This is a genomic window from Porphyrobacter sp. MBR-155 (genome assembly GCF_040547625.1).
Lineage (GTDB): Bacteria > Pseudomonadota > Alphaproteobacteria > Sphingomonadales > Sphingomonadaceae > Erythrobacter.
Genome location: NZ_JBEPQB010000002.1, coordinates 209,956 through 225,590, shown reverse-complemented (window position 1 = coordinate 225,590; position 15,635 = coordinate 209,956). Strand labels below are relative to the sequence as shown.

Genomic DNA, 15,635 nt, shown 5'->3' with positions numbered 1-15,635 from the left:
AGCAAGTCCGCTGATCATGCGCCCCGAGGCGATTTTCCGGCTTGCCACAAATATAACCCCGAACCGACGATCAGCGCCGCCCCGCTCAGTGTCGCAAGGTCGGGCCGGTCGCCAAACCACCACCACCCAAGCGTAATTGCCACCAGAATCTGGACATAGATCGCCGGTGCAATCGCCGCTGCGCCCGCCCTTGATGCGCCGATATAGGCAAGCCAGTGCGCGGTGCTGGCCGTGACGGCAACAAACGCGCAGCGCAGCACGATATCCCATGTCGGCCAGCCAAAATCGAACGCCGGAACGCCCGAAAACTTGGCCGCCGCCGCCCCGATTATCAGGATCGGCGCGCATACGCCTGCCACAAACACCTGCATCGACAATGCACTGCCCTGCCCTGCGCTGGCCCGATTGGCGATCATCAAAAGCGCGAAAAACAGCGCCGAATTCAATGGCAACAGCGCCGCCACGCCCAGTTCAGCCAGGTTCGGGCGCAGCACGATCACCACGCCCGCAAACGCCGCCAGTGACGCAAACCACACGCGGCGATGCACTGTTTCACGCAGCAACACCCCCGCCAAAAGCTGGGTCAGAACCGGCGAGAGAAAGCTGATCGCCATCGCCTCGGCCAGCGGCATCAGATAGATTGCGGAAAAGAAGCTGACCGTGGCGACCGACAGGCAAAGTCCGCGCGCCGCCTGCAACCACGGGTGGGTCGGGATGAAGGCGCGCGGCCCTTCAGTGCGGAGCAGCAACAGCGATAGTCCCACCGCGCCAAAGGTAAACCGCAGCGCCGCCACTGCAAAGGCAGGCCACGCTCCGGCCATCGATTTGACCACCGCATCGCCGACCGAAAGGGTCGCGAATCCGGCCACGGCATAAATCAGCCCGCTGCGTTGGTTATCATTCATGGGCTGCGCCTTTGCGGCGGCGGCGGCGGAATGGCAAGCGCTCACCGTGACCGTTCAAACTCAAGCGCGCATCCTTAGGGAAAAAACAACCTTTCCGTTTTATTCACCATGCTTCGAGACGCCGCTTTCGCATGATCGAGGCGAGAGACACGTAATATTAGCGAGCCTTGGGGGCTGAGAATGAGCGCATTCGGCAAAAAGGGCAATGTGGGCGGAGTAACGCCCGGCGGACGGCCTGCCTTTGGTGTGGCGCGCCCGATGAAGGGCTCTGGCGGCTCCAGTGCGGCGCCGCGCGGCGGCGAGCAATTCCCTCCCATTCCGGGCGAAGGCGGCGGTGCCAGCCCCGCGCCCGCCCAGTCGCCCAACCCAAGCCGTCCGGCCACCACCGCCGAAGCGATGGACCGCCTGAACGAGCGCATGACCTCGGTCAACGACGGCAATTCCGAAGTCGGCGGGTTTGAAGCAAGCGTCCACAAGATCAAGGAACAGGTGCTGCCGCGCCTGCTCGAACGCGTCGACCCGGAAGCAGCGGCGACGCTTTCCAAGGAGGAACTCTCCGAAGAATTCCGCCCGATCATCATGGAAGTGCTGGCCGAACTGAAGGTCACACTGAACCGGCGCGAACAATTCGCGTTGGAAAAGGTGCTGATCGACGAATTGCTCGGTTTCGGCCCGCTCGAAGAATTGCTCAATGATCCGGATATTTCCGATATCATGGTCAACGGCCCGGATCAGACCTACATCGAAAAGAAGGGCAAGCTCGTGCTCGCCCCGATCCGGTTCCGTGATGAACAGCACCTGTTCCAGATCGCCCAGCGGATCGTGAACCAGGTCGGCCGCCGCGTCGACCAGACCACCCCGCTCGCTGACGCCCGCCTGAAAGACGGCAGCCGCGTCAACGTTATCGTGCCGCCGCTTTCGCTGCGCGGAACCGCGATCTCGATTCGTAAGTTTTCCGAAAAGCCGATCACGCTGGATATGCTGCGCGATTTCGGTTCGATGTCGGACAAGATGTGCACCGCGCTGAAAATTGCCGGTGCGTGCCGGATGAATGTGGTCATCTCGGGCGGCACGGGTTCGGGTAAAACCACTATGCTTAACGCCTTGTCGAAGATGATCGATCCGGGCGAGCGCGTGCTGACGATCGAAGATGCGGCCGAACTTCGTCTGCAACAGCCGCACTGGCTACCGCTGGAAACCCGCCCGCCCAACCTCGAAGGGCAAGGCGCGATCACCATTGGCGACCTTGTTAAGAACGCGTTGCGTATGCGCCCTGACCGCATCATCCTCGGCGAAATCCGCGGCGCGGAGTGTTTCGATCTCCTCGCGGCGATGAACACCGGTCACGACGGTTCAATGTGTACGCTCCACGCCAATAGCCCGCGCGAATGCCTTGGCCGTATGGAAAACATGATCCTTATGGGCGACATCAAGATCCCCAAGGAAGCGATCAGCCGCCAGATCGCCGAATCCGTCGATCTGATCGTGCAGGTCAAGCGTCTGCGCGACGGTTCGCGCCGCACCACCAACATCACCGAAGTGATCGGGATGGAAGGCGACGTGATCGTGACGCAGGAATTGTTCAAGTTCGAATATCTTGACGAGACCGATGACGGGAAGATCCTCGGCGAATTTCGTGCGTCCGGCCTGCGCCCCTACACCTTGGAAAAAGCGCGGCAATTCGGGTTCGATCAGGCTTATTTGGAGGCGTGTCTCTGACACGCCGATCCGGGCCGTCCGGCCCGGATCGTTCGGCCTTGCGAACCCTGCGGGTTCGTTTTGGAGGCCTGCCTTTAAGGCAGGCGGGGCAGCCCAACCGGCCGTCGGCAGCGTTGCGACCTTCAGGTCGCATAAGCGAGGATATCGCGCGCCCGGAGGGGCGTGCGAAAATCAAAGACGCCCGATCACCACCGGCAGGCTCATCGCAAGGCACCCGCCGCCGATCATCGCCGCTCCGACGAACAATCCCGTCCACGGTACCCAGCCGACCTGTTCCAGACGCCCCACATCACGGCGCTTGCTCCGCCGCCGCTCCATCACCGCAGCAAAGCCTGCAAACACCCAGAACAACCCGCCGATAATGGCGAGCTGTCCAGCATCGCTCAGCAGCTCGAATTGGGCGATTATATTCATGGCTCACGCATATGGGGCGCGGGCGCGCTTGCGCAATCCCTGCGGCTCGGCCAAGCGCGGAGGCGATGGATGGCTCGATCGCTCGCCCCCGCCCGCTGCTGGCGCTTGGAATCCGGCTGCTCGCAGCGGCTGCGCTGGCGACGATGGCGATGCTGGTGAAGCTCGCCGGAGAGCGCGGCGTGCATCTGATCGAGCTGATATTCTGGCGGCAGGTGCTCGCCGCAGTGCTGCTGGGCGCAGGGCTGACGCTGGCGGGCCGCCTGGCGCTACTGAAGACGGACCGTTTGCGCGCCCACACAGCGCGATCGGCCACCGGATTGTTCGGGATGATCTTTACCTATGGCGCGGTGCTGCTGCTGCCACTGGCCGAGGCGACCACGCTCAGCTTTACCGCGCCGGTGTTTGCCGTGCTGATTGCGATGGTATTGTTCCGCGAAAAGATCGGCCGCTACCGCTGGGCAGCGGTGGCAATGGGGTTTGTCGGGGTCATCGTGGCGATGCAGCCGGGCGGCGGCGGATTGGCTGAGGGGGTGACGCTTGCCGGAATCGCCGTTGGCCTGATGGCGCCATTGATGGTGTCACTCATCAGTTTCCAGATTCAGGATCTCAACAAAACCGAAAACCCGTGGAGCATCGTATTCTGGTTCGCCACACTCAGCATCCCGGTCGCGGCAATTGGCCTGCCGTTCGTGATCGGCCCGCACGATGCGGCAACCTGGGGGATAATTCTGGCGATGGCGTTGATGGGGGTGTTGGCGCAGATCCTGCTGACCACCTCGTTGCGGTTCGGATCGGCGGCGGTTATTCTGCTGATGGATTATACCGCGCTACTATGGGCGAGTTTTTACGGCTATACCGTGTTTGACCGCGCCGCGCCCGCCAGTCTGTGGCTGGGCGCGCCGTTGATTATCGGGGCGGGGCTGCTGATCGCGTGGCGCGAACGTCAGCTTGCCAAGGCAAGGCGTGTCGCATCTGCGGCGAGTCAGGAATAAGTAATAATCTTTGTGCGCTATAGCGCGAAACAGAAGGAAACCGAAACATGATTCGCAAGACCATCATCGCCGCCGCACTCGCCGCCATCACGCTGACCGCCAGTGCCTGCAACACGGTGAAGGGCGCAGGTGAGGATATCCAGTCGGTCGGCCGCGCGGGCGAACGCGCGATCGATTAAACGCGATATTGTCGCGAAGGTCGGCTTTCAGGCTCCCGAGGCAAGGGTTCGCGTGGCGTGGAGGGGTGGATTGCCTGCCAATCCGCGTTCATCGCCACTCCGGACTTGCCTGCCCCACCCGGCAATCGAAGCCAACAGGCGCTATGCCGGTTTTTTCCGGTAAACCAGTGTGAGGTTATTGGCCGGCATGGCGCGGCGGTTTGATCTGGCAAATCCGTGTTCCGCAGCCACCCGATCAACATCTGCGATATTGCGCAGCCCCCATGCCGGGTTTCGCGCTTTTAGCGATTGATCGAAGGCCAGATTGGATGCCGCTGTCTCCACCGCGTCTTCCAAATACGGCCCATAGAGGATTACGGGAGCCTCGGGCCCAAGCACTTGCGCGCCGCCGCTGAACAATCCGATTGTCGCTTCCCACACGCTGATGTGGACCATGTTGATGCACACAAGGGCGTCTGCGGCGCTGACCGGCCAGGTTGCGGGAGCCGCCGCATCCAGCATGATCGGCGCTGCGAGATTATCCCCCGCGTAGTCTGCACGATAGGCCGCGATCGACGCCAGCGCCGCTGCCGATGGGTCAGTCGGCTGCCAATGCAGCGCGGGGAAGCGTTCGGCAAAGAACACCGCGTGTTCGCCCGTGCCGCTGGCGATTTCCAGCACCGTGCCCGGCGCAGGCAGCTCCTGCGCCAGCACCTTGGCAATCGGTTCGCGGTTGCGCAGGGCTGCGGGGGCGTGCTGTTTCACACTCACGAAACCTGCCGCTCCTGCCCTTCCCAATAGGGTGCGCGCAGTTCGCGCCGCAGGATCTTGCCGCTGGCGTTGCGCGGCATCAACGGGATCACGTCGACGCTTTTGGGCGCCTTGAACGCCGCGATACGTTCACGCGCCCAGGCGATCACGTCGGCTGCGTCAATTTCATGCCCCGGCTTGGCGACGACGCAGGCCTTGACCTCCTCACCCCAGCGCGCGCTCGGCACGCCGATCACCGCGACCTCGGCAATGGCGGGGTGGCCGTAGATCGCGCTTTCAACCTCGGCGGGGTAGACGTTTTCACCGCCGGAGATGATCATGTCCTTGATGCGGTCCTGAATATAGACATAGCCATCATCGTCCATCACCGCCGCATCGCCGGTGTGGAGCCAGCCATCGGGGTCGATGGTTTTGGCGGTGGCTTCGGGCAGGTTCCAGTATCCGGCGGTGTTTGAAGGTGAGCGAACGCAAACCTCGCCAATCTCGCCGCGCGGGACTTCGGCATTGTCAGGCCCGCGCACTTCAATCTCCACTCCGGGACAGGCCTTGCCCGCAGAACGCATCCGCTGGTTGCCTTCAAGGCTGTGATCATCGGGCGGCAGGATCGAAATCGTGCCGCTGGTTTCGGTCATGCCGTAAGCTTGCAGGAACCGGGTGGTGGGCATGGTACCCACCGCTTCCTTCAGCAATTCCAGCGGCATCGGCGCAGCGCCATACATCAGATATTTGAAGCCGCTGAAATCGGTGGTGGCTGCGCGCGGGTGCTGCACCACCATCTGCAAGGCTGCCGGCACGATGAACATGTGGGTCGCCCCTGCTTCGATCGCATCGAGCACGCCGACCGGGGTGAATTCCGCCTGCACCAGACTGCGCACCCCGTTGGCGACAGCGATGTTGACCAGCCCCGTCCCGCCAATATGCGCGCATGGCATGGCGACCAGCATACAGTCGGTCGGTTCGTAAAATTGCCATTCCAAACCGGCAGCCAGCGCTGGATTGCGCAGGCCCAGCAGGTTGGCGTTTGACAGCATTGCTCCCTTGGGATTGCCGGTCGTTCCCGAAGTATAAAGCTGCAACACCGGATCATTCGGCGCTGGCGGAGTGTAATCCGCCGGTTCAAACCCGCTCGCCGCCAAACGCGCCGCTTCACCCTCGATCACTTCGGGATTGGCCGAAACATCGGCGGCGGCGGCATGGGCCGCGTCCACAAATTCGGCATCGGCAAACAGCAGCTTGGCCTCGGTATCCGACAGGATATAGGCGATTTCACGAGGGGCCAGCCGCCAGCCGATCGGCACCATCACCGCCCCCATCCGCGCCGCCGCGATATAGAGCAGGAAATAGGTATCGCGGTTCTTGCCCAGCCACGCGATCCGGTCACCCTTGGCAATATCGCGCGATTGCAACAGCGCGATCAACTGCCGTGTCAACCGGTCAGCCTCGGCATATGAAGTTATCCGCCCGTCCTGATCGAAAGCAGTCCCATCGGGACGCTCCTTCGCCCAGAAGTTCAGGATCGCATCAAAGGTCGAATGATCGTGATAAGCGTTGTTCGCCATAATCGTGCTCTCTCCCAAAAGCTGTTTGGGCAAAGGTTAGGCGAAGTTGGGTGAAGCGGTCCAGCAGCGATTGGGTCTGGCCCTAACGGAACCGCCCCTGACGGCGCGCCGCCGGTTCTCGCACCAGCAACCAGACCAGCAGACCCAGCGGCCCGGCGATAAAGGTCGCCAGCAGGATCGGGGCCTGCACCCAGCGCGACAGGCCCTTGGCATCGGCATCGCGCACGATCCAAACCCCCACGAACAGATCAAACGCGAGGTAATGCGTCCAGCCGATCACAACCCCGGCATCGCTTGCAAAAATCGCGCGCACCCCGGCAATGGTGGTGAAATCCGCGCCGCCGCCATCGGGATTGGGGATCACCCCGGTCAACACCCCGATCAGTCCGGTGGCATAGATCAGGCACAGCAGCCCCACCCCCAGATACAGCGCCGCCGACAACAGCGCAGGCCAGCGCGGCAGCAGGATCAGCGCGGCCCAACCCACCGCCGCGATGATGTTCACCGCGTTGAAAACAAGGCCCCAGTCGATCATGCTGCTGACTCCATTTCGCCTATCCGCCGCCATTCGCGTGCGGCGCGGCGGATCGCGTCATTATCATGGGTAAAGCGCCCGCCTGCCCGGCGCATGGCGAGGCCCAACGCGGCCTCTGCCACCAATGCGGCGTCAATCGACCGGAACCGTTCCCACGATCCTGACAGCAGCGGATCGATCAGCGGCGCGGCAAGGATGCCGAGCCTTTCGCCGACACGCCGGTCATTACTGCGCTCACCGCGCAGCAGCCCCGGGCGCAGAATATCCAGCCGTTTGAAGCCGATCCGCGATACCGCATTCTCGGTTTCGCCCTTGACCCGGAAATAGACGCTCTTGCCGCGCGCATCGGCCCCCGCCGCGCTCACCAGCACCATGTTGGGCACGCCCGCACGCTTGGCGGCCTCAGCCGTCGCCAGCACCAGATCATGATCCACGCTGCGAAACGCCGCTTCGTCGCGCCCGGCCTTTTTCCAGGTGGTGCCCAGCGCGCAGATCAACGCCCGCGGGCGCACCGCCTCTAATACCTCGCCCCACTTGGCTGGCTGCGCAACGAACATTTCCATCCGCGCGCCCGACGGCAGCGGAGCCTCGCGCCGGGCAATGCCGACAATCCGCGCTTCATCCCCGGCGCTGGCAACGTCGATCACATGGCGTCCGACAAGGCCCGTCGCCCCCACCAGCGCAATCCGCACCGGGCTGCGCGCCTCAGACATTGATAAGCCCGGCCGGCTGTGCGCCATAAATCGCGGCGCAGGCCTGCATCGCGAACCGGTCGCTCATCCCGGCGATGAAATCGGCGATCATCCGGCTGCGTTGGGGTTCGTGTGCGGGCAGGCGTTCATGCCAATCAGACGGCATCAACTTCGCATCCTGCGAATAGGCGGCGAACAGCCGGGCGACGACATCGCGCGCGCGTTCTGCCGCAGCAATCTGTTCGGGGTGAAAATACAGCCGGTCATACATGAACGTCTTAAGCCGCCGTTCGCGTGACGTCATTTCGGGCGAGAACCCGGCCAGCTGCCGCCCGGCATTGCGCACTTCGGCAACCGATCCGATGCCATGCACCTGCGCGCGGGTATGCTCGATCACGTCCTTTACCATCAAGCCGATCTGATCGCGGATCATCTCGCGCAGCAGACGGTCTTTCGGGGCGTGGGGAAAGCGTTTTTCGACCACCCGCCATTGGTCTGCGAGGAAATCGAGCGTCAGCAGATCATCCAGCGCCAAAAATCCCGCGCGCAGCCCATCATCGATATCGTGATTATCATAGGCGATATCGTCCGCCACCGCTGCGACCTGCGCTTCCAGTGATGGCCAGGTGCCAAGCATCAACGGAAAAGCTGCATCCAGTTCAGCCAGCGCCCAGTTCGGGGCTGTTACAGGGCCGTTATGCTTGGCCAGCCCTTCGAGCAGATCCCACGTCAGGTTCAGCCCGTCATGTTGGGGATAGGGAGATTCGATCCGCATTACCGTGCGCAGCGTCTGCGCATTGTGGCAGAACCCCCCGTACCGCTCCATCGCCTCGGACAAGGCGGCTTCGCCTGCATGGCCGAACGGCGGGTGCCCCACATCATGCGCCAGGCACAGGGCCTCGGTCAGATCCTCGTCCAGCCCCAGCGCGCGGGCAATTACCCGGCCAATCTGCGCGACTTCAAGACTGTGGGTCAGGCGGGTGCGGTAATGATCGCCATCGGGGGCGATGAACACCTGCGTCTTGGATTTGAGGCGGCGAAAGCTCATCGAATGGATGATGCGATCACGGTCGCGCTGGAATTGGCTGCGCGGGCCGCGCTGTTCGCCCGCCGCGCCGCCGCGCCATTCACGCCCGCCATGGGCATCAGGATCAGCAGCATAGGGGGCGCGGGACATCACGGCTTTGTCGAATAGGCCAGCCAGCCCCGCTTCTCAACCGGAACAGGAAGGGAACCTGCCACAAAGGTGCAAATGGCCGCGCCGACATCGCGGATTATGGGGCCACCCTCCGGTGGTTGGGGGGGAAGGAGGGTGGCCCCAAGGGCCTGTCGGTGCGACCCGAAAGACCCGGAAAATGCCAGTTGCGTTTCCGCGACAAAATCCGTGCAAGCGCGTAGCCGACCAGTTAAACCGTTGCAACCCGACAAATGGGTGAATTATTCGCTAAGCGCGACCAGCACAGATTATTGCCCCGCTTCCTGTTCAAGAATCCAGTTGGCCGCCGCCTCGCAATGGATGCGGGTGCTGTCGAACACCGGCAGCACATTCGCATCAATATCAACCACCAGATCAAGCTCGGTGCAGGCCAGCACAATCGCCCCTGCGCCTTCCTGCGCCTTGTTGGTGATGATGGTTTTCAATGTGCGCTGGGCCTCTCGCGTCACTTTTCCGACCATCAATTCATCATAGATGATCCGGTCGAGCGCTTCGACATATTTCATGTTGGGCGGCAAAAGGTTGATGCCGTGGGCAACCAGCCGCTTGCGATAGAAGCTTTCGGTCATCACGTTGCGCGTGCCCAGAAGCGCTGCGTTGGTCTTGCCCGCCCGTTTCATCGCCAGCCCGACATATTCGGCAATGTGCAGGATCGGGATGTCCACCGAAGCGGCAACATCATCATACAGCCGGTGCATCGAATTGGCGCCGATGATCAGCGCCTGCGCCCCCGCGCCTTCGAGCCGCCGCGCGCTGTCGATCAGCACGCTGGCCGCACGCTGCCAGTCGCGTTCTTCGCGCAAGGCGTAAAGCTGGCAGAAATCGAGGCTTTCGATCAGCAGCGGAGCAGAGGCCATCGGCGCAGCGCGGCGTTGCACAATGCGATTGATGTGATCGTAATATGTCGCGGTCGACACCCAGCTCATGCCGCCAATGATCCCGAGTTTGCGCAAAGCCGGCTTTTCCTTCGATTCTGTGTGCAAGTGCGAGACGGTGTAAAGCGCAAGCGTTGCGCGCGTCCAGTGCGCAACAAAGCCGGTGCGCGATTATTGCGCGTTTGGCACCGGAGCGTGCTCAGCAAGCCACGGCAAAAGATCGCCAAGCGTTGCGGCGGGTGCCTCTTCATGCGGCAGGTGGCCGATGTTCGGATAGACGGTGATCTGTGCGGTCGGCATCACCTCGGCCAGCCATTGCCCGGCGGCGACCGGGATCAGCCGGTCATCTTCGCCCCACAGGATCAGCGTCGGCGCAGTCACTCCGGCAATCTCGGCCTCGGTCAGTGATTCATGCGGTTGGCTGAAACGCTTCAATGTCGCGCGGCGATTGCCGGGATAGCGCAGCAGTTCCCAGTAGCGATCGATCATTGGTTCGGTGATGATCGATTTGAGCGAGACGGATTGTTCAAGGCTCTGCGCGATCAGACTGCGCGGGGTAATCTGTTCGACCAGCCGATTGACCCCCGGCATCCGCGCAATTCTGAAGCCGATATTGCCGCCGCCGCTGTTCTTTTTGGCGGCCTTATCCTGCGGCATCGGCCCGCCGCTGGCATCGACCAGCACCAGCCCGGAAACACGATCCGGGTGCGCAATCGCAAAGGCCAGCGCGTGCTTTCCCCCCATCGAATTGCCGCCGATGATGAAGCGTTCCAGCCCCAGCGTGTCAGCCACTTCGCGGATATCGGCGACATAATTCGCGCGTCTGTAATCATGCGCCGGATCGGGCCCAGTCAGCCCGTGGCCGACCTGATCGAAACGGATCACCCGGTATTGCGATTTCAGTGCAGCAACCCACGGTTCCCACGTGTGCAGATCGGCGTTCGATCCGTGGAGCAGCATAATCGCGGGCGCATCTTTGGGCCCTTCATCGCGCAGGTGGACAGTCACGCCGCCACCAATATCGACGAATTGCGAAGGCGCCCCGCCATATTTGGCGCGCATTTCCGCCGCATCGGTATCGGGCGTGCGGAAAATCAGGAAGGCGATCACCAGCAGCGCAATGAGCGCCAGAACCCCGCGAACAAACCATTTCATTATTGCTGCATCTCCAAAATCCAACGCCGCACCACCGCCGAGCCTTCGCGGTCAACGCTGGACTTTCCGATTTCGGGCATGGCGATGCCCGGCTCCGCTGAGTCCATGCGGTACAGCAGGATTGATTGGTCGGGCGCACCAGGCAGGATCGAAAACTCATGCCCCCCTGCCCCGCGCCCGGCGGCGACCGGGCGTTTCATGATGCCGATGGCGTGGGGATCATCTTGTTCCCAGCGCAGATCAAGCCCTGAATTGGACGCGCCGCCGCCCGGTTGGTGGCAATGCGCGCAGTTCACATCGAGGTAAGCCCGCGCCAGCGGCGCTGCCGGGCCGGTGGCATGATTGCGCCAATCGGGCAGGCTGTCAGCACCCGCAGGCACCGTGTCGAGCGCGCCCCGCTTCGCCATCTGACCCAGCCATTCAGCCGGCAGATTGCGCGCCTTCGGCCCAATCGGGATCACCACGCCGTCCTTCGAATGGCAGGCCTTGCACTGGTTCTTGTTGGGAATGGCATAGGAAATCGCCTCCCCCGCAGGCGTCACCAGATCGATCCGCCCGCCTGCCAGCGCCAGCGTGGCCTCGGTCTGCTCCGCATTCCAGCGATAGGGCAGCGCCGTCCAGCCATCCGCACGGTGGAGCAGCAGGCGGGTTTCGATCAAGCGGCGTTCCGGCCCCTCGCCAAAGGCAAAGGTCTTGATAATCGCCGCGCCCACCGGGAATTGCAGCAGGCCGTCTGCGTCCGCAGTCATCCGTGTGCCATCGGGCAGATAGATAAACCGCAGCTTTTCCGCCCCATCTGACCATAGGGGGGTGTTGAGCGCATAGGGCGTCACCCCCGCACCCGGCAGCTGCTGCGCGCCATCGGCGAAGAAACCATATTCCGACAGGGTGCGCGCGAAGCCCTCCTCCAGAATGGCCGCATCATTGACCGCCACCGCTGGCGTCACCCCGGCGTGGGTCAGCGCTGCGCCCAGCGTAGCGCTAGCGGCAGCCATCAGGGCAAGCCCCCGCCTCACTTCAGCCGCGCCTCCAGTTCAGCCGGTGCGCCGATCCCGTCCATCGCCCACGGCTGGCCGTAAGCTGGCACATCGAGCGGGCCGGGCTGCGCCTCAGCCAAAGATTGCCCCTGACGGCTGAGATTGAGCGACCAGCCGGGATTGCCCGGTATGGTCAGCAATGCCGGCGTATCGGCATCCTGTTGCAACCCATCCCACATGATCGGCGGCAGCGTGCCGCCAAACGCGGCGAGCAGCATCGCGCCGCCGGGGAAATCGGGATCGGTCGCGCCAGCATCAACGACATTATTCGCAATCACCACTGCGCGCGCGAAGGGATTGTAACGCGCATCATCAAACTCTTGCGTGTAAGCGACCACCATGAACGGCGCGGTCGGGTTATCCTGCACCACGTTGTCTTCGATCCACACCTGCTCGTTCGCCATCACCATGATCCCGGTGCCGCGCGGCACGCCTGCAACGATATTGCCGGGCGGCGCGAAATTGGGGGTGTTGTTGCCTGCGACCAAGTTGTTGGTGATCAGCACATTGCCGCCGCCCATCACCGGCAGGCCGGGCAGATCGAACACCAGAATGCCCCCGGTATTGCGCGTGACATAGTTCTGGGTGACGATCGCATCGCGGCTGTTTTCAATCTCGATACCGGCGACATTGTCGGTCGCAATCGAATTGCGCACAGTGATTTTTGACGATTGGCCGACGTAAATCCCGGCATCCGAAGCGCCGGAGACTTCCGAATGGCTCACCAGCACCCCGGTGCTTTCGACCGGGTAGATGCCGTATGCGCCGTTTTCCGCCTTCGGCCCACCGGTCCACGTCACGCGAATGCGATGATAGACGATATTATCTGCGCCCTTGGACTTGATCCCATCACCCTTGGGATTCTCGACCGCGAAATCGCGCAAGGTGACATTGTCGGACGTCACCAAAAGCCCCTCACCCGCGCCCGCCTGCGCGGTGAAATCGAGAATGGACAGCGCCGGCCCCGCCCCGCGCACCGTCACCCCGTCAACATCCAGACTCAGCCCGTCAGTCAGCACGAACCGGCCCGCTTCGAGCACGACTTCGTCCCCCGGTGCGGCAAGGATCAGCGCCTCCTGCAAGCGTTCGGCAGCGCCTTCGCCCGGCGCAATGGTGTGGATTTCGGCGGCAAGCGGCGCGGCAGAAGCCAGCAGCGCAGCGGCCATGACCAGACGTTTCATGATGTTCTCCCTCTTCGCCCAGCAGTGTGGCGCAAGCGGAAGGGAAATTGCAAGGGCCGCGTAATCGGGTTGCAGCGTCAGCCGATACCCAGCGCGCACAGGCCCGCACTGGTAGTCAACACGGCGACCGCTTCGCCATCCTGAGTGCGGCGCACGCGCTTGATCAACTCGCCGAGGCCGTAGCCCGATGTTGGTTCGCCTTCCTGCGGGGCCATGCCCTGTCGCAGCCTCCACAATTGCACCACATTCAGCCGGTCAACCATGCGGCCCGCCATGCAATCGGCGCGCTGTTCATTGACGCCTGCCTGCACCAATGCGCCCGCAACCTGCCGTTCGATCAGCGGGTTGGCTAGGCCGCTATACACCGCCCCGCCCGCCAGCACGGCGAGCAGCAGAAAAAGGATGATCAGCTTGCGCATCAGCGGCTGTGCCTTCATTTGTTGTCGCATCGCCGAGAAGCCGAAAACCGGTTCCCACTTTTCGGCGCGATGCTCAGTTATTGTCGCATCGCCGAGAAGCCGAAAACCGGTTCCCACTTTTCGGCGCGATGCTTAATCGAGCGATTTGACGATTTCCTCGACCATCTTCTTGGCGTCGGCCAGCAGCATCACGGTCTGGTTCATGTAGAACACTTCGTTATCGACCCCGGCATAGCCGACGCCGCCCATTGACCGCTTGATGAAGAACACCTGCTTGGCCTTGTCGACATCGAACACCGGCATTCCGTAGATCGGCGAGGATTTGTCGGTCTTGGCCGCCGGGTTTACCACGTCGTTCGCGCCGATGATGAAGGCAATATCGGCCTGCGCGAATTCGGAGTTGATGTCTTCGAGTTCGAACACCTCGTCATAGGGCACGCTGGCTTCGGCGAGCAGCACGTTCATGTGCCCCGGCATCCGCCCTGCGACGGGGTGGATGGCGTATTTCACGTCCACACCCTTTTCCTTGAGCTTATCACCCATTTCGCGCAGCGCGTGCTGGGCCTGCGCCACCGCCATGCCGTAACCGGGGATGATGATGACGCTTTCGGCCTGTTCGAGCATATAGGCCGCGTCTTCCGCACTACCCTGTTTATAGGGCCGCTGTTCGCGCGCGCCGCCTGCTCCGCCTGCATCGGGCGCTGCGCCGAACCCGCCTGCGATCACCGAAATGAAGCTGCGGTTCATCGCGCGGCACATGATGTAGCTGAGGATCGCGCCCGAACTGCCGACCAGTGCGCCGGTGATAATCATCGCCGAATTGCCCAGCGTAAAGCCCATCGCCGCCGCCGCCCAGCCCGAATAGGAGTTCAGCATCGACACTACCACCGGCATATCCGCCCCGCCAATCGGGATGATCAGCAGGAAACCGATGATGAAGGCCAACACCGCGATGGCAATCACCAGATAGCCTTCACCCGCGCCGCCTTCGGGCGAGATGGTGTAAATCCCGATCAGCGCCAGAATCGCAATCAGCGTGCCCAGGTTGATGACATGCCGCCCCGGCAGCATGATCGGCGAACCGCTCATCCGGCCCGACAATTTCAGGAAGGCGATGACGCTCCCCGAGAAGGTGATCGCCCCGATGGCGATGCCAAGGCCCAGCTCCACACGGCTGACGCGAAGGATCTGATCCGCCGCATCGGTTATCGCGAACGCCGCCGGGTTCAGCCACGCGGCAAAGCCCACCACCACCGCGGCAAGGCCGACGAGACTGTGGAAGCCTGCGACAAGCTCTGGCATCTGCGTCATCGCAATGCGGCGAGCGACGGTGACGCCAATGATCCCGCCAAGGAAAATCGCGATGCCGGTCTCGGCAATGTTGGCAATGTCGTGGGTGACAAGCGTCGTCACCACCGCGATTCCCATGCCGATCATGCCATTGCGGTTGCCCGCCTGACTGGTCGCCGGACTGGACAGCCCGCGCAGCGCAAGGATGAAGAACACGCCCGCGATCAGGTAAGCGAGCATCGCCCAGGCAGGCGTGCCGCCTTCGCCGCCGCCTGCGGCATAGGCCGGGGTCGCGAACAATAAGATCGTCATCGCGAGAAGCGAAGCGACGAAGCGATCCATGGCCGAACCGCGCTTGGCGATCGCCGGTCCATGGATTGCCGCGGCGACTGCGTCGCCTCGCAATGACGAAGTCTGAGAGAAGCGCCCCATCCTCACTTCTCCTTCTTCTTGTACATCGCGAGCATTCGCTGCGTCACCGCGAACCCGCCGAAAATGTTGATGCTGGCGAGCACCACCCCGAACAGGCCGAGATACTTGGCGACCGGGCTCTGCGCCTCAGCCGCCGCAATCAGCGCGCCGACGATGATCACCGAGGAGATCGCATTGGTCACCGCCATCAGCGGCGTGTGGAGCGCCGGGGTCACCGACCAGACGACGTAATAGCCCACGAAACAGGCCAGCACGAAGATCGAGAGGATTGAGATGAAGTCCATT

17 protein-coding genes are annotated in these 15,635 nt (G+C 62.7%); 3 read left to right on the top strand and 14 right to left on the bottom strand.

Features of this window, described 5'->3' with window-relative positions; genetic code table 11:
• Nucleotides 1-14: 14 nt before the first annotated feature.
• Nucleotides 15-905, bottom strand: a complete 891-nt coding sequence (locus ABIE62_RS02885) for a DMT family transporter (protein WP_354323397.1) — start codon at nt 903-905, stop codon at nt 15-17.
• Nucleotides 906-1,085: 180 nt separating this feature from the next.
• On the opposite strand from ABIE62_RS02885, the gene ABIE62_RS02880 reads away from it, so the two are divergent.
• Nucleotides 1,086-2,624 (top strand): TadA family conjugal transfer-associated ATPase, encoded by a 1,539-nt coding sequence (locus ABIE62_RS02880; protein ID WP_354323395.1) that lies wholly within the window; start codon nt 1,086-1,088, stop codon nt 2,622-2,624.
• Between the two features lie 171 nt (nt 2,625-2,795).
• On the opposite strand, the gene ABIE62_RS02875 is transcribed toward ABIE62_RS02880, so the two are convergent.
• Nucleotides 2,796-3,038, bottom strand: coding sequence for a hypothetical protein (locus ABIE62_RS02875; RefSeq protein ID WP_354323393.1), 243 nt, complete (start codon nt 3,036-3,038; stop codon nt 2,796-2,798).
• Nucleotides 3,039-3,103: 65 nt separating this feature from the next.
• Here ABIE62_RS02875 and ABIE62_RS02870 point away from each other — a divergent pair, with 65 nt between their 5' ends.
• Nucleotides 3,104-4,030: a DMT family transporter gene (locus ABIE62_RS02870; protein ID WP_354323391.1), complete on the top strand. Its 927-nt coding sequence runs from the start codon at nt 3,104-3,106 to the stop codon at nt 4,028-4,030.
• Between the two features lie 47 nt (nt 4,031-4,077).
• Nucleotides 4,078-4,209 (top strand): entericidin A/B family lipoprotein, encoded by a 132-nt coding sequence (locus ABIE62_RS02865; RefSeq protein WP_354323389.1) that lies wholly within the window; start codon nt 4,078-4,080, stop codon nt 4,207-4,209.
• Nucleotides 4,210-4,350: 141 nt separating this feature from the next.
• Here the strand turns inward: ABIE62_RS02865 and ABIE62_RS02860 are convergent, their stop codons facing one another.
• From ABIE62_RS02860 to ABIE62_RS02805, 12 genes are all read right to left on the bottom strand, one after another.
• Nucleotides 4,351-4,959 carry a DUF938 domain-containing protein gene (locus ABIE62_RS02860; protein WP_354323387.1) on the bottom strand — a complete coding sequence of 203 codons (609 nt, stop codon included), beginning with the start codon at nt 4,957-4,959 and terminating at the stop codon, nt 4,351-4,353.
• On the bottom strand, nt 4,956-6,518 hold the full coding sequence (locus ABIE62_RS02855; RefSeq protein WP_354323386.1) for a long-chain-fatty-acid--CoA ligase: 1,563 nt from the start codon (nt 6,516-6,518) through the stop codon (nt 4,956-4,958). Before ABIE62_RS02855 ends, ABIE62_RS02860 begins: the two co-directional genes overlap by 4 nt.
• 82 nt (nt 6,519-6,600) lie before the next feature.
• On the bottom strand, nt 6,601-7,053 hold the full coding sequence (locus tag ABIE62_RS02850) for an ABA4-like family protein (protein ID WP_354323384.1): 453 nt from the start codon (nt 7,051-7,053) through the stop codon (nt 6,601-6,603).
• Nucleotides 7,050-7,766 carry an NAD(P)H-binding protein gene (locus ABIE62_RS02845; RefSeq protein ID WP_354323383.1) on the bottom strand — a complete coding sequence of 239 codons (717 nt, stop codon included), beginning with the start codon at nt 7,764-7,766 and terminating at the stop codon, nt 7,050-7,052. The genes ABIE62_RS02850 and ABIE62_RS02845 overlap by 4 nt, the downstream gene beginning before the upstream one ends.
• Complete coding sequence (locus tag ABIE62_RS02840; RefSeq protein WP_354323594.1) at nt 7,759-8,922, bottom strand: deoxyguanosinetriphosphate triphosphohydrolase; 1,164 nt, start codon at nt 8,920-8,922, stop codon at nt 7,759-7,761. The genes ABIE62_RS02845 and ABIE62_RS02840 overlap by 8 nt, the downstream gene beginning before the upstream one ends.
• A 287-nt stretch (nt 8,923-9,209) precedes the next feature.
• Nucleotides 9,210-9,914, bottom strand: coding sequence for an aspartate/glutamate racemase family protein (locus tag ABIE62_RS02835; protein WP_354323381.1), 705 nt, complete (start codon nt 9,912-9,914; stop codon nt 9,210-9,212).
• A gap of 93 nt (nt 9,915-10,007) precedes the next feature.
• Nucleotides 10,008-10,991: an alpha/beta fold hydrolase gene (locus ABIE62_RS02830; protein WP_354323380.1), complete on the bottom strand. Its 984-nt coding sequence runs from the start codon at nt 10,989-10,991 to the stop codon at nt 10,008-10,010.
• On the bottom strand, nt 10,991-11,986 hold the full coding sequence (locus tag ABIE62_RS02825) for an SO2930 family diheme c-type cytochrome (RefSeq protein WP_354323378.1): 996 nt from the start codon (nt 11,984-11,986) through the stop codon (nt 10,991-10,993). The genes ABIE62_RS02830 and ABIE62_RS02825 overlap by 1 nt, the downstream gene beginning before the upstream one ends.
• A gap of 17 nt (nt 11,987-12,003) precedes the next feature.
• Nucleotides 12,004-13,209, bottom strand: a complete 1,206-nt coding sequence (locus ABIE62_RS02820; RefSeq protein ID WP_354323376.1) for a parallel beta-helix domain-containing protein — start codon at nt 13,207-13,209, stop codon at nt 12,004-12,006.
• 77 nt (nt 13,210-13,286) lie between these two features.
• A complete protein-coding gene (locus tag ABIE62_RS02815) occupies nt 13,287-13,646 on the bottom strand; it encodes a hypothetical protein (protein WP_354323374.1) in 360 nt (119 codons plus the stop codon).
• Nucleotides 13,647-13,760: 114 nt separating this feature from the next.
• Entirely contained in the window at nt 13,761-15,158 is a 1,398-nt protein-coding gene (locus ABIE62_RS02810; RefSeq protein WP_354323593.1) for an NAD(P)(+) transhydrogenase (Re/Si-specific) subunit beta, read from the bottom strand.
• 194 nt (nt 15,159-15,352) lie between these two features.
• The gene (locus tag ABIE62_RS02805; protein ID WP_354323372.1) at nt 15,353-15,634 is read right to left on the bottom strand and encodes an NAD(P) transhydrogenase subunit alpha part 2; all 282 of its coding nucleotides are present in this window, start codon (nt 15,632-15,634) and stop codon (nt 15,353-15,355) included.
• Nucleotide 15,635 lies beyond the last annotated feature (1 nt).